Below are 17,859 nucleotides of genomic sequence, written 5' to 3' on the forward strand. Positions count from 1 at the left end.
CCTCTAGATTCCGGGAACGGGCAGGTCCACAAAGGGTACCTCCGGCACGATCTGGGACGGCAACTCGGGCGCCGGCGCTTCCAACATCGAAGGCTCAGGCGCAACGGGGGTGGGAGGTCGCCGCTTTGGCCGAACCACCGCCGGCTCTCCCGCCGGCGCGGCGAACTTCGCAGGATTGGTTCCCTCCAGCGCCTTGGTCATGAACCCGGCCCAGATGGTCGCCGGGAACGACCCGCCCGTCACCCGCCTGCCGTGCACGTTGGTCATCAGCGGGATTTTCCCCGAGGAATCCGGGGGGAACCCGACCCACACCACTGCGGTCAGATCCGGCGTGTAGCCGGCGAACCAGGCGTCGGCATGGTTCTGGGTGGTGCCGGTCTTGCCGGCCGCGCTGAAACCGGTCTTTGCGCCGGTTCCTGTCCCTCTTTGAATAACCCCCTGAAGTACGGAGGTGACCTGGTGCGCGGTTGCCTCGGCCATGGCAGGCCGGCTACTGGGCTCGATCTCCTTCAGGATCTCTCCGGTCGGAGATTCGACGCGGCTGATGACAATGGGTTCGGGACTGGCGCCCCCTGCGGCGAAAGTGGTGAACCCCCGGGCCATCTCCAGCGGTGTGACCGGCGTGGTGCCGAGCGTGAGAGCGCACCCCTTGTCGGCTTCGGGGATCGCGATGCCGGCTTTTCCGGCAAGCTTGATGAAGTCATCGGGCGAGACCAGCTTGTTCATGATCTGGGCGTACACGGTGTTGACGGAGTTGATGGTTGCGCCCGCCACGTCGAGTGTTCCGAATCCTGCGCCGCCGAAGTTGGAAACCTTCCAGGGCGTACCGTCCCCGTTCCGGCAACGGGGAGAGCCGATTGTTGTCTGCGAGGGCCCGGAGAACGTAGAACGGATCGAGCCGCCGTTTTCGATGAGGGCGGCCAGAGCGAACGGCTTGAACGCCGACCCTGCCTGACGGCCGCTGCCGTCGTCGGGACGGGAGTTGGCGGCGAAGTTGTGTCCGCGGGCCCTGGCCGGGTCTGCAACGTCCCGGCCGCCGACCATCGCCCTCACATTGCCCCTGGTGTCCATCGCCACCAGGGCCGCCTCGGGATCGCCCTCGAGGTTCAGCGTGGAGCTGACCGATGCTTCGGCTGCAGCCTGCATCTTGGGATCCAGGGTGGTGTGGATCACCATGCCACCGGTCGTCACCTCCGCCTTCGTGTAACCAAATTCCGGCGTTTGAAGAAGTCGCCGGACGTGCTCGATGAAAAACCCCGCCCGGGCGGTGTCGAACTCGCCGGGACCGAACCTGAACTCATTCACGATGTCTTCCGCCCTGGCCTTCCTAGCGGCCGCCCCGTCGATGAACCCGGCTCGCTCCATGTCGCTCAACACCTCGTTGCGGATCTGAACGACCGCCCCCGGGTTGTCCTCGACCTGGAAACGGCGGGGTGCCCGCAGCACTCCCGCGAGATATGCGGACTGGCCGAGAGTCAGGTCCAAGGCCTTCTTTTTGAAGTAGGTCTGAGACGCCGCCTCAACTCCGTAGGCCCGGCGTCCGAAAAAGGCGTTGTTGAGGTAGAGCTCGAGAATCTCGTCTTTGGACAGGCGCTCCTCGATCTTTTTGGCGGCATCGATTTCTTTAGCCTTGCGGGACATCGAGCGGCTCGTGCCGACCTCCTCCACATAAGCGCTCCGAGCGTACTGCTGGGTGATGGTGGAGCCTCCCTCGGCAACGCGCCCAGAGACAACGTTCGCCCAAAGCGCCCGCAACATGCCCCGGTAACTAACGCCATCGTGTTCGTAGAAGGTTCGATCTTCGGTCGCGACCACTGCGTCGCGAAGGTAACGGGAGACCTTGTCGAGCGGGATGTCTTCACGGTTCTGCTCCCCCCGGAGGATCCCGATCACGTTCCCGTCCTTGTCGAGCACCCGGCTGGCCTGCACAACCGGGGCGGCGGAAACCGATGAAGCCGCCGCAACGTCGACGGCGGCAAACATCACCACGGGGATCAAGAGGGCGACCGCCAGCACGATTGTGGTTCCGGCGAGGAGCCAACCCCACTGGGTAGGCCTGCCGGCGACAACCAACCGCGTCTGCACCTGGGCGAACGCCGGCCGGGCGTACTCCTCCACCTTTGTCCAGGCGGCGGGGCGGGGCCGGGCGACGGGCAGGGGCGGCTGCCCGCGTTGAGCCGCGTCCTTCGCAACGGGTGGACTGTAGCGCAGCGGCAAAGACATCGACGACCGAGCACCCGGTTCTTTGGGGGTGCTTGCAGCGCCGAGCGTGGGATTCGAACCGTCCGTTGTGACGTTGCGCCACATGTGTTGCCTCCGATGCACATCTAGGATGCGTCACCGGGTACCAGAGTGCGCTTGGCCAGCAAGCCAGGACCTGGGGTTAGTCTTTGGGCGCTTGGGGATTACTCCAAGGGTAGCGCACAAATCGATTTGGGAGGCCGCAGCTACCCGGACCGACCGGCCCGGATTGCCCGGGCCTCCTCCACGTAGGTGACAACCGCCGTCAGCCGCCGGGGGTCGAACCCCATCGCTCCACCGACGTGAGCGCTTACGGCCTCCTTTTTTTCACTCCAGAGCCGGGCGGCGGACTCCAGCAGGTCCGGGTCCCGGCCGGTGAAGCTCGTGCCGATCTCGTCCCACCGGGCCGACATTGCCTGGACCTCGGCGTCCGCCGCCGGGGTGCCTGCCTGAAGCTTTTCGTTCAGGTCCTTGAACAGGGCCACCCACTCGGCCCTGAGGCCGGCGTCCTTTTCGGTTCCCAGGCTCTCGCGCCGGTCGACGATCCTCTGCTTTTGTTCGTCGGTGAAGTATCCCTCCAGCATCGTGTGTACCTCCATGCTTTTGAGTAGCAGGTCCGGTCCGGCCCTGCGGCCGTCCATCCGGTTCAGCAGCTTGCGTACCTCGGCGATCGTGCCGGCCAGCTCCACGGCCTTCGACTCCATCCGGTCGAGCTCCGCCCGCAGCACTCCCTGAAGCGCTTCAGGGTCATCGGCCGGGGCCTCGAGCACCCGTCTTACGTCCTCCAGCGACAGCCCCAGGCGCCGGAGCGCCCGGATTCGAAGCAGCCGCCACAGGTCGTTCTCCGAGTAGCGGCGGTGGCCGGAATCGGTTCTCTCCCGTGCCGCCAGCAGACCAATTTGGTCGTAGTGTCGTAGCGTTCGAACCGTCAGCCCGGCGTCCCGGGCCATCTCGCCGATGCTCCAACGCCGATCGTGCACGCTCATGGGTCGATGGTAGAACCGGACGTTACGTCAGGTGCAAGTGCTTTCTCGAAAAGTACGGTGCTGGTAACAAAACGCGATCCGGGGGACACTGAGGGCCCGTGACGTACCCGCCCTTCGAGCCCCGCGACCCCAGGTTCGACCAGACTGCGGTCCTCTACCCCGACCGGCCGGACCTGTACCCCCCGGGCCCGCCTCCCCCGCCCCTGCCCCCGTACCGCCGCCGCCGCAACTGGGGCCGCCGGGTCGTGACGGGCATTACCATCCTGCTGCTGGTTGCTCTGGTCGCCGTGACGGCCGGCGGGTTCTACTTACAGTCCCGCCTCAAGGACGTACGTCGCGTGACCCCCGCCGGCCTGACACCGGCCTCGGGCAGGGCGATGACGGTGCTGATGGTCGGGTCCGACAGCCGCACCGGCCTGGAGCCCGGGCAGGAAAGCTTCGGCACGATCGCCGGGCAGCGCAGCGACGCGATCATGCTGCTTAGGGTCGACCCGTCGGTCGACCAGGCCACCGTGCTCTCCATTCCCCGGGACCTCTACCTGCCGATCGCTGGGACCGGCAAGAGCAACCGCATCAACACCGCCTACGCCGGGGGACCGGACCGGCTGATCCAGACCATCACCGCAGGGCTCGGAATCCCCATCGACCACTACGTCGAGGTCAACTTCGACGGGTTCCGGGGCATCGTCGACGCGATCGGCGGCCTCAACATCAACTTCCCGGCGCCGGCGCGGGACATCCTCGCCGAGCTGAACGTCCCCACCGCCGGCTGCGTTCACCTCGACGGCAGGCAGGGGCTTGCCTACGTGCGAAGCCGGCACTACGAGTTCCTCGAGAACGGCAGGTGGAAGACCGACCCCACAAGCGACTTCGGGCGCATCAACCGCCAGCAGGACTTCATCCGCCGGATGATCAAAAAGGCGATCTCCGCGGGAGCCCGCAACCCGTTCACCGCCAACAAGCTGCTGAACTCCTTCGTCGAGGAGGTGGTCCTGGACAGCGAGATGGGGACCACCGACCTCCTCCGCCTGGGCATGAGCTTCCGCTCGCTGGGGGACGGCGGCATCGAGATGCTGACCATCCCAACCGTGGGCGCCCGGGTGGGCGGGTCGTCGGTGCTCAAGATGAAGGAGCCCGATGCATCAGGCATGATCGACAGGTTCCTGAACCCGCCGCCCAAGGTCGAGGCGCCGGAGGCGGAGGCACTGAGTCCGGGCGACGTGAAGATCCAGGTCCTGAACGGCTCCGGCCGGCCGGGCGAAGCGGGCGCCACGCTGACCAAGCTGGGCAAGATCGGATTCGTGGGGGCCGGCACCAGCGACGCGCCGGCCCGCACCAACAGCCTCATCCGGCACGCCAAAGGGGCGGGGGCCAAGGCGGCGCTGCTCCAGGGATACGTGGTCGGAGCGAGCGAGATTCAGGAGGACGTGTCGGTTAAAGGAAGTGATGTGGTGCTGGTGACCGGCAAGAGCTTCGGCGGCATCCGCACCACACCCGAGGCGCCGGCAGCCGCTGCTGCGCCTCCCGACCCGGCTGCGGAGTGCCTGGCGTAGGGGGTGCTACCCCCGGTCGTACCGTGGTAGCATCATCCCTTGAAACTGAGCGTCAGCCTTTCCAAAGAGGACGTCGAGTTCCTCGAAACCTATGCTCAGGCACAGGGCCTTCCGTCACGTTCCGCCGTGTTGCATAAGGCGATTTCCGTACTCAAGTCCAGCGTCCTTGGTCCGGCATACGATCAAGCTTGGCAGGAGTGGCGGGATGACGAATCGGGTGAAGTCTGGGATACCGCCATTGGGGACGGTCTTGCAAATGATGCGGCGCGGTGAAATACGGTGGGTCGACATGAATCCCTCGAAGGGCTCTGAAGCGTCAAAGCGGCGACCAGCGGTTCTCGTAAGCAACGACGCTGCCAACTCGACGGCGAGTCGCCTGGGCCGGGGGGTCGTCACGATCGTTCCGATCACTTCCAACGTCGAGCGGATCTACCCGTTCCAGGTCCACCTCAATGCTGGCCCGTGCGGTCTATCCACTGATTCCAAGGCTCAGGCGGAGCAGGTTCGCAGCGTGTCGGTTGAACGGGTTGGGTCGGTTCTTGGAACCGTCCCTCCACAGTTGATGCAGAAGGTCGACGATGCCCTGAGGCTCCACCTGGCTCTGTAGAACCTCAGACCTTCTCCGGCTCCGCCGTCTCGTATGAGCCGTCGGCGGTCCGCACGATGACGTGGCCGTGCTCGTCGCCGGTCCTCGGGGCCCGTCCCTTCAGCTCCTTGCAGATCTTGTAGGTGGCGATGCCGGCCACCAGCGGGAAGACGAATGCCATGACCTGCAGGCCCTGCGTGACCCTCTCCAGCGGCAGGTTGAACAGGCCGGCTATGACGTCGTTGCCTCCGGCGACGAAAAGCACCGCGTAGAACGACAGGCCCGCCACACCCAGCGCCGTCCGGACGGGCACGTCCCGCGGCCGGTTCAACAGGTTGTGCGGCTGCCTGTCCTTGGTGAACTTCGCCTCGATCCACGGCCAGGCGTACAGGATGTTGAATGTCAGGCCGGGGATCAGCAGTCCCGGGAAGAACGGGTTCGGGATGGTGAACCCGAACGCCCTCACCTCCCACGGCGGCATCAGCCTGAGCGCCCCCTCCAGCCATCCGAGGTACCAGTCGGGCTGGGCCCCGGCGCTCACCCGAGCGGGGTCGAACGGACCGTAGATCCACACCGGGTTGATCTGGAACAACCCGGCCAGCAGGGTCACCGTCGCCCCGGTCAGGAAGAACAGCGCTCCGGCCTTGACCGCGTAGGTCGGCCACATCCGGGTGCCGACGATATTCTGCTCGGTTCGCATCGGTCCCGGGAACTGGGTGTGCTTCTGCCGCCACACCATCGCCAGGTGCAGTCCCAGCAACAGGCCGATCGCCCCTGGGATGATCAGGATGTGGATGACGTAGAGCCTGGAGAGTATGTTGCCGAACGGGAACTCTCCCCCGAACACCAGGAACGCCAGCCAGGTCCCCACGACCGGGATCGAAAGGGCCACCGAGTACGCGATGCGCAGGCCGGTCCCACTGAGCAGGTCGTCGGGCAGGCTGTAGCCGCTGAACCCGGCAAGCAGGCCGAGGGTCAGCAGGGTCAGACCGATGATCCAGTTCAGCTCCCGGGGCTTGCGGAATGCGCCGGTGAAGAACACCCGCAGCATGTGCACCACCAGGACCGCCATGAACATGAGAGCCGACCAGTGGTGGATCTGGCGCATGACCAGGCCGGATCGGACCTCGAAGCTGATCTCGAGGAGCGACTCGTACGCCTGCGACATGTGGACGCCCCGAAGCGGCGTATAGGGCCCGCTGTAGATGACCTCCCGGGCCGAGGGCGAGAAGAAGAACGTCAGGAAGATGCCGGTCCCGATAAGGATCAGGAACAGGTAGAGCGCGATCTCGCCCAGAAGGAACGACCAGTGGTCGGGGAAGATCCGCCGCAGCGTCTTCTTCGAGAACCCGGTGATCCGCAGCCGTTCGTCCAGGAACCGGACCGCCTTTTGGACGATCATCGGTTCATGTTCCAAAAGGCCGGGCCGACCGGCTCGGGAAAGTCGTCGGTGGCCACGATGTAGCCCTCGTCGTCGACCTCGATCGGCAGTTGGGGCAGCGGACGGGTCGCCGGGCCGGCGATCGGCTTGGCGCCGTCCAGGACGTCGAAGGTCGACTGGTGGCAGGGGCAGAACAGGTCGTGGGTGGCCACCCGGTAGAGGCCGACGGGGCACCCTGCGTGGGTGCAGATCTTGGAGTACGCGATCAGGCCTTCGGCCGTCCCCTCCTGCGATGAAAGCTGGGCCGGGTCGACCCGGATCAGGACGGTTTGCGAGTCCGCCTGGTCGGTCTGCCCCTCGGGGAACACCGTCAGAACGCCCTCGACCGCCAGGTCGGTGGCCCTGACCAGCTGGCCGTCCTCACGGACCAGGCGGCTCCCTTTGCGCCAGGCCGTGCGCAGTAGCGAGGTGCCCGGGCTCGGCCCCAGCGAGCGGATCGGGAAGACCAGCGCCAGGCCCATCGCCCCGGCGGCTGCGCCCAGCATCCGAAACAGGAACTTGCGGCGCCCGAACGACTCCTCCCAGCCCTCGGCGACCACCTCGGCTACCTCGTCCTCGTCGCCTGGGGGCGGGGCGTCCTCGTAGTCGCCGACCTCGGGGCCCTTGGACATAAGCTTCCCCGCCCACTCGGCCAGGCCGTAGCCCAGGCCGCCGAGCGCGAGGGCGAGCAGGATCCCCTCCGCCTGCACGTTTCCGCCGAGGATGTAGACCACCGCCAGGGCCAGGCCGGCCAGCGTGCTCAGGCCGAACGCCAGCGCAATCCGCCGTACCGCCCGGACCTCTTCCCTGCTCGTCTCGTTCACTCTTTTTCTCCGACAAACCGGCAGATCAACACAAACAACCCGATGCCCACCAGCCACGCCACCGCGCCCTCGGCGATGGGTCCGATACGCCGCATCCCGAGTCCGCCCGGATCGGGCACATCACGAAGATAGTCCAGATAGCGGGCGATGGAGTTGGCATCCTTCTCGCTGAGGGTCTGCTCCTGGAACACCGGCATGGCGCCGGGCCCGATTCTCATGGCCTCGACGACCTCCACCGGCGTCGAGTGGCTGAGCGACGGGGCTTCAAGGCCGGCTCCGACCGCCCCGCCGGCGCCCGCCGAGCTGTGGCAGGCCCCGCAGTTCTCGGAGTAGAGCTGCTGGCCGAGGACTAGGTCGCCGTCGTCAACGTCCACGTCCGGGATCTCCGGACCGTTCCCCAGGGAGGCGACGTAGCTGGAGATCTGCCCGATCTGCTCCTCGTCGAAAGCCGCCGGCTTGCGCACCGGCTGGCGTCGTGGGTCGTCCAGCGGCATACGGCCGGTGGAGAGCATGAAGTGTGCGCCGGCGGCCCCGGAGTCGGTGACCGCCGGACCGAGGTTGGTTCCGACGCCCCCTGCGCCGTGGCAGCTTGAGCATGCGTTCTCGAACAGGGCCCGGCCCTCCTCGACCTCGTCCGGGTCGGGTGTCGCCGCCGAGGCCACGCCGGCAAGGCTGGTTAACAAGATCGCTCCGGAAAACACCAGAGCCGTCACCCGTCGAGCGGCCCTCATTGGACGAAGAAGAGGGTAACGAAGAGCAGGATCCACACCACGTCGACGAAGTGCCAGTAGTAGGAGATTGCCTCCAGCGGTCCGTGCTCGACCCGGCCCGAGCGGCGCATGAACGCCAGCATCAGCGCCATAGCAGCCAGGCCGCCCAGCACGTGCAGGCCGTGGAAGCCGGTCATCAGGTAGAAGAGTGAGCCGAAGGCGTGGTCGGACATCTCGAACTCGAGGTTGGACCACTCGAACGCCTGGTTGGCGATGAACAGCCCGCCGAGGACCAGGGTGACCATGACCCAACGGACGACGCCGTTCAGGTCGTTGCGGACCGCGGAACGTTCCGCCAGGTAGATGGTGAGGCTGGATGCGACGAGGACCAGCGTGAAGATCGTCCCGAGGGTGGGTTCGAGGTGGACGCCCTCCCCCGGCCAGGGCTTCGTGTTGGCCTTGAGGGTGAAGTAGGCGGCGAACAGGCCGCCGAAGAACATGACCTCCGACCCGAGCCAGATCACCATCCCGGCTGTGGTCAGCCTGGGCCTGGTGGGTGCGTGGTCGACAGCTTCGGCGGAACTCAAAATTGCTACCGGGGCACCTTTCTGGCGTACTGACTACTCGTCCACGACGATCGTACCAGCGTGCGGCGGCCCCCACCGTTTAGGCTGGTCGGATGCGCACAGCCGAGTTAAAATTCCCATGGGTCTGACCGAACAGCTCGGCGCCATCGTCCCATCGACCATCCGGGAGCGGGGCCGGGAGCTCCACCACCGCGGGGCGGTTCACATCTACCGGGCGAACGACCTGGAGGTCAGGGCCTACGTGATGGGAAGCCGGATGTACCCGGTCGACATCTCCAGCGAGGACGGCGAGCTCCGCGTCGAGTGCGGCTGCCCCTACTTCGAGGGCGACGCCGGCATCTGCAAGCACCTGTGGGCCGCCTTCCTGGCCGCCGACGCCGCCGGCTACCTGTCGACCGAGACAGCTCTGGACACCGACGACCTGGGGGACCTGGAGCTGGGCGACGAGGACCTCGCCCGCACGCTGGAGACCTTCCGACAACAGACGCCTCCCGGCCCCCGCTACGACGCCTGGGCGACCCAGCTCCGGGCGATCCAGGCGGCGCAGGACCGGCTGTCCACCGGCAAGGTCACCAAACAGCGGGAGATCTTCTACCTGGTCGACGTGAACAGCACAGTCACCGCCAACCAGCTGACCGTCGACATCGTCTACCGGGAGGCCCGCAAGGACGGCTCCTGGACCGCCCCGAAGCCGTTCTCCATCGCCGCCGCCAAAATCGCCGCCCTCAAGAACGGCCAGGACCGGCAGGTCCTGTCGATGATTCTCGGCACCGCCGACCCCTGGTCAAGCAGCCACGGCTACTACGGCTACAGCCGCGACCGCTCGATTCCGGGGACCGGGGTCACGATCCCCGCGTCGATGACCGACGTGGTGATCCCCCTCATTTGCAGAACCGGCCGGGGCCGCCTGCTGACCGTCCTGGCGGACGAGCCGGTGACGCTGACCCTGGACGAGGGGCCCCGCTGGGAGCTGTGGATCGAGATGAAGGGCGGGTCTGAGGAGGACGGCTTCCGGGTGCAGGGGTCGCTCCGGCGCGGGGAGGAGACCATGCCGCTCACCGAGCCGGCCCTGCTGCTCCCCGGCGGGTTCGTGCTCGGCCGGGACGGCGTGGTCGCCGGGTTCGAGGACTTCGGGGCGTTCAGCTGGGTCCCCCTCCTGCGCCGCCAGGGAGCGATCCTGGTGCCGCCCGGCCAGGCCGACGAGTTCTTGAAGCAGCTGGTCAAGATGCCGCGGGTGCCTAAGGTCAAGATCCCGCCCGACCTGGAGTACGCCGAAGTCCAGGGCACCCCGATCCCCTACCTACAGATCAAGCGGCAACCCAAGAACGCCTGGTCGAGCAAGCAGGATCTCGTGGTGACCCTGAGCTTCGAGTACGAAGGCGAGGTCATCTCCGGCCGGGACGCCGTCCGGGGGGTGCTGAAGCGCGACCCCAGGCGGCTGATCCTCCGGGACCGGGAGGCGGAGGAGGCTGCCGGCATCACCCTGAAGGAGCTGGGCGTAAAGCCCAACTCCCGCGGCGAGCTGCAGTTGACCGCCCGGAACATGCCCGGCACCGTCAGATCCCTGACCCAACTCGGCTGGCGGGTGGAGGCCGAAGGCAACCTGTACCGCACCGCCGGCCTGTCGCAGGCGAACATCAGCTCCGGCATCGACTGGTTCGAGCTCCAGGGGCAGGTCACCTTCGGCGACCAGGTCGCAACCCTGCCCCAGCTGCTCGCGGCCGTCCGGCGGGGAGAGGACTTCATCCGGCTGGGCGACGGGTCGATCGGACTGGTTCCGGAGGAGTGGATCGAGCGGTTCGCCACGGTGGCCGGCCTCGGCACCATCGAAGGCGACGGCCTGCGTTTCAAGCTCACCCAGGCCAGCCTGCTGGATGCGCTGCTGGCCGCCCAGCCCGACATCGAGGTCGATCGGGTCTTCGGCCGGATGCGGGACCGCCTGCGCTCGTTCGACGGGGTCGTGGCGCTGCACGAACCGCCCGGGTTCCAGGGGGAGCTGCGCGAGTACCAGCGGGAGGGACTGGGCTGGTTCGGCTTCCTGCAGGAGTTCGGGTTCGGCGGCTGCCTGGCCGACGACATGGGCCTCGGTAAGACGGTGCAGGTGCTCGCTCTGCTGGAGGCCCGCCGGGAGATGCGAGAGACCGGCTCCCTGACCGCCGGCCCCTCGCTGATCGTCGTGCCCCGGTCGCTGGTCTTCAACTGGCAGGCCGAGGCCCAGCGGTTCGCCCCCAAGCTTCGGATCCTCAACCACACCGGCGCCCGGCTGGCGCCCGGGTCGCACTTCGAGGAGTACGACGTGATCCTCACCACCTACGGCACCCTGCGCCGGGACGCCGCCCTGCTAACCGAGGTCCAATTCGACTACGCCATCCTGGACGAGGCACAGGCGATCAAGAATGCCACCACCGCCTCCGCCAAGGCCGCCCGTCTGCTGAAGGCCGACCACCGGCTGGCCCTCAGCGGCACGCCTATCGAGAACCACCTCGGCGAGCTGTGGAGCCTCTTCGAATTCTTGAATCCGGGCATGCTGGGTGCTGCGAAGGTCTTCGCAAACATGGTCTCCGACCGCACGCTCGACTCCGGCGGCAAAAAGGCCCTGGCCCGGGCGCTGCGGCCGTTCATCCTGCGCCGCACCAAGGAGCAGGTGGCCAAGGACCTACCCCTGAAGACCGAGCAGACCCAGTTCTGCGAGCTGGACGGGCCGCAGCGCAAGCAGTACGACGAGCTGCGTGACCACTACCGGAGGGATCTGTTGGAGCGGGTCGACCGCGAGGGGATGGCCAAGTCGAAGATGTTCGTCCTCGAGGCTCTCCTTCGGCTGCGCCAGGCGGCCTGCCACCCGGGGCTGATCGACCCCAGCCGGGCAGGCGAGTCCAGCGCCAAGCTCGACGTGCTCCTGCCGCAGCTGATGGAGGTCGCCGAGGAGGGGCACAAGGCGATCGTCTTCTCCCAGTTCACCAAGATGCTCGGCATCGTCCGGCCGAAGCTGGACGAGGAGAAGATCGTCTACGAGTACCTGGACGGCCGGACCCGTGACCGCCAGGCGCGGGTCGAGCGGTTCCAGAACGACCCGGACTGCAAGTTGTTTCTGATCAGCCTGAAGGCGGGCGGCCTGGGGCTGAACCTCACCGCCGCCGAGTACGTCTTCCTGCTGGACCCCTGGTGGAACCCGGCCGTCGAGGCGCAGGCCATCGACCGGGCGCACCGTATCGGCCAGGTGAACCCGGTCTTCGCCTACCGGCTGATCGCCAAGGACACCGTGGAGGAGAAGGTGCTGCAGCTGCAGGACTCCAAACGGGCCCTGGCCGATGCGATCATCGGCGCCGACAACAGCCTGATCCGGCAGATCGGCCGGGAGGACCTGGAGCTGCTGCTCTCTTAGGACTCAGTACGGGGTCTGCCCCCCGAATACCAGGTCGATCCGCCGCTTCTTCAAGGCCCGCTCGTCGTCGCACAACTGCTCGATCTCCGCGACCACGTCGTCGGACACCCCCAGCGCCGACGCGATCCGCCGCACGGACGCCCGCTCCTCGTCGTCGTAGTCGTGGTCGGCATGGGAGGCTCGAATGGCGTCGAAGACGGCCACCCTCCCCCACGTGTTCGCCACCGGCATGTTGCGTGCGAGGATGTCGGCGACGTTTTCGCCGGCGTCGTATGCCTCCAGGGCGTCGACCGTCGCCTGGGGCGCTCCGCACGCGGCCCCGTAGCCGATTACCCACTCCTTCTCGGCTTGCCCAAGCTCCCCGTCGGCCCGGGCGGTAACCATGATGGTTTTCAGGTAGTCGACCCGGTCGTCCTCGGGAACCCCGTCCGGGAAGTCCCACATCTCCCGAAGCAGCCACAATCCGCCGGCCCGGTGTGCGTCCATCCTCCTACCTCCGATCAGCCGATTTGGGGCACAGAACCTACCGCTATTCGCCAGGCTGCTCAATGCCCCGAGGCCGCCCGCGGCGGTTAAATTGCTTGGTAATCTGACGTCCGGGGTAGGAAACAAGGAGATGACACCGATCATTAACGCGCCCAAAGCCGCCACCAACGGCCGAACCACCGTCCCCGGCAACTTCTCGGCGGACCTGGCTGTGGTGGCAAGAGGCGAACACCACGACCCCCACACCGTCCTCGGGCACCACGTCTCCGACGGGCGTTCCTACGTCAACGCCTTCCGTCCGGGCGCAACGAAGATGCGCGTTTTGATCCCCGGGGCCAAGCCGGTCGAGATGCAGCGCCTGGAGGAGGGGGTCTTTGCCGCCGAGGCCACCCCGGCCTGGGACAACCCCGAGCCCTACCTGCTCCAAACCGAGTACCCGGACGGAACCGTCGTCACCATCGACGACCCGTACCGCTTCCCGCCGACCGTCGGTGAGCTCGATGTGTTCCTGCACGGCGAGGGCCGCCACCACGACCTGTGGAACGTCATGGGCGCCCACCCCCGGGTCCACCAGGGCATCGCAGGGACTTCGTTTGCCGTCTGGGCGCCCAACGCCCGCTCGGTACGGGTGATCGGAAGCTTCAACCTGTGGGACGGGCGTATCCACCCGATGCGCTCGCTCGGCGGCTCCGGAGTCTGGGAGATCTTCATCCCCGCGGTACGCCCGGGCGACCTGTACAAGTTCGAGATCCTGAACGCCGCCGGGCACCTGACGACGAAGGCCGACCCGTTTGCCTTCGCCGCCGAACTGCCGCCGGGGACCGCCAGCATCGTCACCGAGTGCAGATTCAAGTGGTCCGACGCCGAATGGCTGGACCGCCGGGACGCCGAGAGCGCCCTCAACCAACCTCTTTCGATCTACGAGATGCACCTGGGTTCCTGGAAGCGCAAGCCGGAGGACGGCGCCCGCCCGCTCACCTACAACGAGCTGGCCGCCGAGCTGCCCGGTTACGTCAGGGAGATGGGCTTCACCCACGTCGAGTTCATGCCGGTCGCCGAGCACCCATTCAGCGGCTCGTGGGGCTACCAGGTCACCGGCTACTACGCCCCGACCTCACGATTCGGCTCGCCGGACGACTTCCGGGCCCTGGTCAACGCCCTCCACGAGCAGGGCATCGGCGTGATCCTCGACTGGGTCCCCGGCCACTTCCCCCGCGACGAGTGGGCGCTGGCCCGCTTCGACGGCACCGCCCTATACGAACACGAGGACCCCCGAAAGGGCGCCCACCAGGACTGGGGCACGCTGATCTTCAACTACGGCCGGAACGAGGTCCGCAACTTCCTGCTGGCCAACGCGCTGTACTGGCTGGAGGAGTTCCACGCCGACGGAATCCGGGTCGACGGCGTGGCCTCCATGCTCTACCTCGACTACTCCCGCGAGCCGGGCGAGTGGGTCCCCAACGAGTTCGGGGGCCGGGAGAACCTCGAAGCCGTGTCGTTCCTCAAGGAGCTGAACGAGCTGGTCTACGCCAAACACCCCGGCGTGATCATGGCCGCCGAGGAGTCGACCGCGTGGCCGGGGGTCTCCCGCCCGACCTACGCCGGCGGCCTGGGCTTCGGTTTCAAGTGGAACATGGGGTGGATGCACGACACCCTCGCCTACTTCTCCGAGGACCCCATCCACCGCCGCTACCACCACAACGACCTGACCTTCAGCCTGCTATACGCCTTCACCGAAAACTTCATCCTGCCGCTGTCGCACGATGAGGTGGTCCACGGCAAGGGTTCGCTGCTCAACAAGATGCCGGGTGACCGGTGGCAGAAGGCCGCCAACCTGCGGGCGCTTCTGGCCTGGATGTGGGCGCACCCGGGCAAGCAGCTTTTGTTCCAGGGCTGCGAGGTCGCCCAGTCGGAGGAGTGGAGCCACGACCGGAGCGTCGACTGGCACCTCCTCCAGTACCCCGAGCATTCGGGCATGCAGAAGCTGGTCAAGGAGTTGAACCGCGTCTACGTCGCCGAGCCTGCCCTGTGGGAGAAGGACTTCGAGGAGGGCGGCTTCCAGTGGATCCAGGGGGCCGACGCCGACTCGAACGTCGCCGCCTTCCTCCGCTACTCGGCCGACGGAAGCAGGGTGCTGGCCTGCCTGGCCAACCTGTCTCCCCTGCCGCGGCCCGGCTACAAGGTGGGATTGCCGCGAGGCGGAGCGTGGCGAGAGATCCTGAACAGCGACGCCGAAAGCTTCTTCGGCTCCAACACCGGCAACGGGGGCGGAGTCTGGGCCGGCGACGAAGGCTGGCACTGGCTCCCCCACTCGGCCGAGGTGACCATCCCCCCTCTGGGTGTCGTCTGGCTGGTTCCCGAAGGCCAGTAGCCGTGCCGGAACCGGAGCCGGACCCGGCGATGACCGATTTGGACCGCGAGCGGGAAGAGTTGAGCAGGGAGAATCCGGATACCGGTCCGCTGATCGCCCAGACGCCGGGGACCGGGGAGGATCAGGAGGAAACTCAGCTCGGAACCGTGTTCGGTTCCGGATCCTAGCCGGAGCCCTTCCGGGCCTTGAGCCAGCCGGCGCCCAGAGCTATCGGCACGGCCGCCAGCATGATGATGAAAATATTGATGATGAGCCCCAGCGGCCCGGGGACGCCCCCGATCAGCAGCGAGCCCAGTATCAGGACTACGACGGTGCCGCCCCAGTAGGCGGCCAGCAACCCGGGTGAGCCAAGCTCCTGCTTGGCCTTCTCCATCTCAGCGCGCCAGTCCGGTTGGTCGTTCACTAGTGCCATTGTAGCCACTCGAAGTAGCAAGTCAGACAAGTTGTGGAAGTTCGGCCGCCGTTAGGAAGGTTGTTCGACGGTAGCCCGCCGCCGGGGCGGCAGCCAGCCGGCCTGGCGCTGCTCCTGCTCGACCCTGCCCAGCCTGACCTTGAGGATGTCGGTGCGGGTGCAGATGCCGGCGAACCGGGCCTCCGAGTCCAGGACAACCAGCTGCTCCACCCCTTCCGCGAGCATCATCTCCAGCGCAAAAGCGAGCGTGTCCGAGTCCCGAACCGCTACCGGGTCCTCGTTGCAGATCTCCAGGACCTGCTCGGCGGGATTCGAGGTGTCCAGCAACAGATCGGTTCTGGTGGTCAGTCCGGCGCACCGCCCCGCCTCGTCGACCAGCGGGTAGGCGTGGTGGTTGCTGTTTTGCAGCGCGATCCGTGCCTCCGCTACGGTCGCGTCGGACGCCAGCGTGTGGACCGCCACCGTCATGGCGTCGCGCACCAGGGTGTGCTGGAAGACGTCGACCTCAAATGCCCTGCCCACCTTCAGCCCCCGGCGGGCCAGCTTCTCCGTCATAAGGGTCTCCGCCATCAAACCCCGGGCGACAAAGCTGGCGATGACCGTGGCGATCATCAACGGAAGGATCACCTGGTAGTCACCGGTCAACTCGAACAGGAACACGATTGCGGCAAAGGTTGCTCCCGTGGCTGCGCCGAATGTGCCGGCCATAAAAACCAGCGCGACGGCGCCCGGGGACAGGTGCAGCCACGGGAGCCAGGTCTCGGCGGCCACCCCGACAACTCCGCCGAAGCAGCCGCTGATCAGCAGCATCGGAGCCAGTGTGCCGCCCGAGGTGCCGGAACCGAGGGCGATCCACCAGGCGACCAGCTTGGCAAGGCCCAGGGTGATTAGGGTGGCCATCGCCAGCCGGTTGTGGAGGATGTCGCCGATGGCGTCGTAGCCGACGCCCAGCACCCGGGGCACCGCCAGCCCGATCAGAGAAAAGCCGACCGCGCCGATCACCGGATGCCAGAACTCGCCCACCGGCAGCCTCCGGTACAGCTCCTCGGTGTAGAAAAGTCCTTTGGCGATGCCTACCGCGAGAAGGCCGCAGAGGACGCCGACTACGGCGAAGGCCGGCAGTTTCGCCAAGCCCGAGTAGTCGTGGGCGGGAACCGAAAACAACGGGCCGGGCTGCAACAGGAGCGAGTGAACGCCCGCTGCGATGCTCGAGGAGACGATCAGCGGGATCAGGGCCCGGCTGGAGAACTCGAAGAGCAAAAGTTCGATCGCCAGCACCACTGCGGCTATCGGCGCACCGAACGTTGCGGCCATGCCGGCAGCGGCGCCGCACGCCAGCAGGATCTTGCGTTCGGCCGGCGACACGTGGAGGAACTGTCCCATCAGGCTGCCTATGGCCCCGCCGGTCACGATGATCGGCCCCTCGGCGCCGAAGGGGCCTCCGGTTCCGATTGCCAGAGCGGCCGACGCCGGCTTCGCTACCGCAACTCCGGGGGCGATCTTGCTGTGGCGGGTGAGCACCGCCTCCATGGTCTCCGGGATGCCGTGTCCCCGGATGGCCGGCCAGCGAAGAGCAAGCAGCGACACCGCCAGGCCTCCGGCGGCCGCGACCGGAACCAGCGTCCAGTTCGGCTGCCATCCGGCAAACGACGGAACCTCGGTTGCCCAGCGGTGAAACAGGGCGAGGTTCGTCAACAGGCCGATCAGCTTCAGGAGTGCCCAGGCTGCGCCACCGCCGGCCAGGCCCAAAAAGGCGGCCGCGCCGATCAACATTCCGACTCTGCGGTGGGTCGTGTCCAGCATCGATCAAGCTCCTTTGGGGGTGGGGGAAACTATATCGTATCACGATATCTTGGTACGATAGAGCTATGGCCGAACTGACCGACGAGGACTACCGGCGGCTTCTGGAGTTTCGTGACGGCGTCCGGAGGTACCTCCACCACCTGGAGACCCAAGCCGGGCGTTTGGGGATCACCCCGGCCCAGCACCAGATCCTGCTGGCGGTTCGGGGCCACCCGGGGCCCAAACCACCGAGCATCCGCGACCTGAGCACCCACATGCTGCTCCGCCACCACAGCATGGTGGAGCTGGTGAACCGGGCCGAGGCGGCAGGGTTGGTCCGGCGGGAGCCCGACCCCGACGACCACCGGGTCGTCAGGGTCGCCCTCACCGAGCTCGGAACCGACAAGCTGCACCACCTTTCGGCGGCGCACCTGGACGAGCTGTCCCGGCTCATCCCGCGCCTCCGCCCGCTGCTGGACGAGGAGCTTCAGGACATAGGGCTCTGAACTAGAGTGGGCC

At 66.9% G+C, this 17,859-nt stretch carries 16 protein-coding genes; 7 read left to right on the forward strand and 9 right to left on the reverse strand.

What is annotated here, in order from left to right:
- Window positions 1–3: 3 nt before the first annotated feature.
- On the reverse strand, window positions 4–2,223 hold the full coding sequence (locus VFV09_01110) for a transglycosylase domain-containing protein (GenBank protein HEU4866301.1): 2,220 nt from the start codon (window positions 2,221–2,223) through the stop codon (window positions 4–6).
- Between the two features lie 224 nt (window positions 2,224–2,447).
- Window positions 2,448–3,227, reverse strand: coding sequence for a MerR family transcriptional regulator (locus tag VFV09_01115; GenBank protein HEU4866302.1), 780 nt, complete (start codon window positions 3,225–3,227; stop codon window positions 2,448–2,450).
- A 98-nt stretch (window positions 3,228–3,325) separates the two neighbouring features.
- Here VFV09_01115 and VFV09_01120 point away from each other — a divergent pair, with 98 nt between their 5' ends.
- Genes VFV09_01120 through VFV09_01130 form a run of 3 tightly spaced genes read left to right on the forward strand, consistent with a single transcriptional unit; the run spans window position 3,326 to window position 5,387 of the window.
- Window positions 3,326–4,780, forward strand: a complete 1,455-nt coding sequence (locus VFV09_01120) for an LCP family protein (protein HEU4866303.1) — start codon at window positions 3,326–3,328, stop codon at window positions 4,778–4,780.
- 39 nt (window positions 4,781–4,819) lie between these two features.
- Window positions 4,820–5,053: an antitoxin gene (locus VFV09_01125; GenBank protein ID HEU4866304.1), complete on the forward strand. Its 234-nt coding sequence runs from the start codon at window positions 4,820–4,822 to the stop codon at window positions 5,051–5,053.
- On the forward strand, window positions 5,040–5,387 hold the full coding sequence (locus VFV09_01130; GenBank protein HEU4866305.1) for a type II toxin-antitoxin system PemK/MazF family toxin: 348 nt from the start codon (window positions 5,040–5,042) through the stop codon (window positions 5,385–5,387). The genes VFV09_01125 and VFV09_01130 overlap by 14 nt, the downstream gene beginning before the upstream one ends.
- Before the next feature lie 4 nt (window positions 5,388–5,391).
- On the opposite strand, the gene VFV09_01135 is transcribed toward VFV09_01130, so the two are convergent.
- From VFV09_01135 to VFV09_01150, 4 genes are read right to left on the reverse strand one after another with little or no spacing between them, the layout of a single operon-like run.
- A complete protein-coding gene (locus VFV09_01135) occupies window positions 5,392–6,768 on the reverse strand; it encodes a ubiquinol-cytochrome c reductase cytochrome b subunit (GenBank protein HEU4866306.1) in 1,377 nt (458 codons plus the stop codon).
- On the reverse strand, window positions 6,765–7,610 hold the full coding sequence (locus VFV09_01140; protein ID HEU4866307.1) for a Rieske 2Fe-2S domain-containing protein: 846 nt from the start codon (window positions 7,608–7,610) through the stop codon (window positions 6,765–6,767). The genes VFV09_01135 and VFV09_01140 overlap by 4 nt, the downstream gene beginning before the upstream one ends.
- Window positions 7,607–8,341 carry a c-type cytochrome gene (locus tag VFV09_01145; GenBank protein HEU4866308.1) on the reverse strand — a complete coding sequence of 245 codons (735 nt, stop codon included), beginning with the start codon at window positions 8,339–8,341 and terminating at the stop codon, window positions 7,607–7,609. Before VFV09_01145 ends, VFV09_01140 begins: the two co-directional genes overlap by 4 nt.
- Window positions 8,338–8,907 (reverse strand): cytochrome c oxidase subunit 3, encoded by a 570-nt coding sequence (locus VFV09_01150; protein ID HEU4866309.1) that lies wholly within the window; start codon window positions 8,905–8,907, stop codon window positions 8,338–8,340. Before VFV09_01150 ends, VFV09_01145 begins: the two co-directional genes overlap by 4 nt.
- A 118-nt stretch (window positions 8,908–9,025) precedes the next feature.
- Between VFV09_01150 and VFV09_01155 the strand changes: the two genes are divergently transcribed.
- The gene (locus tag VFV09_01155) at window positions 9,026–12,289 is read left to right on the forward strand and encodes a DEAD/DEAH box helicase (GenBank protein HEU4866310.1); all 3,264 of its coding nucleotides are present in this window, start codon (window positions 9,026–9,028) and stop codon (window positions 12,287–12,289) included.
- Between the two features lie 3 nt (window positions 12,290–12,292).
- On the opposite strand, the gene VFV09_01160 is transcribed toward VFV09_01155, so the two are convergent.
- Window positions 12,293–12,775, reverse strand: coding sequence for a hypothetical protein (locus VFV09_01160; protein ID HEU4866311.1), 483 nt, complete (start codon window positions 12,773–12,775; stop codon window positions 12,293–12,295).
- A gap of 130 nt (window positions 12,776–12,905) precedes the next feature.
- Between VFV09_01160 and glgB the strand changes: the two genes are divergently transcribed.
- Entirely contained in the window at window positions 12,906–15,146 is a 2,241-nt protein-coding gene (glgB, locus tag VFV09_01165; protein HEU4866312.1) for a 1,4-alpha-glucan branching protein GlgB, read from the forward strand.
- Between the two features lie 29 nt (window positions 15,147–15,175).
- Window positions 15,176–15,313 carry a hypothetical protein gene (locus VFV09_01170; GenBank protein ID HEU4866313.1) on the forward strand — a complete coding sequence of 46 codons (138 nt, stop codon included), beginning with the start codon at window positions 15,176–15,178 and terminating at the stop codon, window positions 15,311–15,313.
- Here the strand turns inward: VFV09_01170 and VFV09_01175 are convergent.
- A complete protein-coding gene (locus VFV09_01175) occupies window positions 15,310–15,549 on the reverse strand; it encodes a hypothetical protein (protein ID HEU4866314.1) in 240 nt (79 codons plus the stop codon). The genes VFV09_01170 and VFV09_01175 overlap by 4 nt on opposite strands.
- Before the next feature lie 60 nt (window positions 15,550–15,609).
- Window positions 15,610–17,361, reverse strand: a complete 1,752-nt coding sequence (locus VFV09_01180; protein HEU4866315.1) for a chloride channel protein — start codon at window positions 17,359–17,361, stop codon at window positions 15,610–15,612.
- A gap of 65 nt (window positions 17,362–17,426) precedes the next feature.
- On the opposite strand from VFV09_01180, the gene VFV09_01185 reads away from it, so the two are divergent.
- Window positions 17,427–17,846 carry a helix-turn-helix domain-containing protein gene (locus tag VFV09_01185; GenBank protein HEU4866316.1) on the forward strand — a complete coding sequence of 140 codons (420 nt, stop codon included), beginning with the start codon at window positions 17,427–17,429 and terminating at the stop codon, window positions 17,844–17,846.
- Window positions 17,847–17,859 lie beyond the last annotated feature (13 nt).

The organism is Actinomycetota bacterium (assembly GCA_035759705.1).
Classification (GTDB): Bacteria; Actinomycetota; CADDZG01; order JAHWKV01; family JAHWKV01; genus JAJCYE01.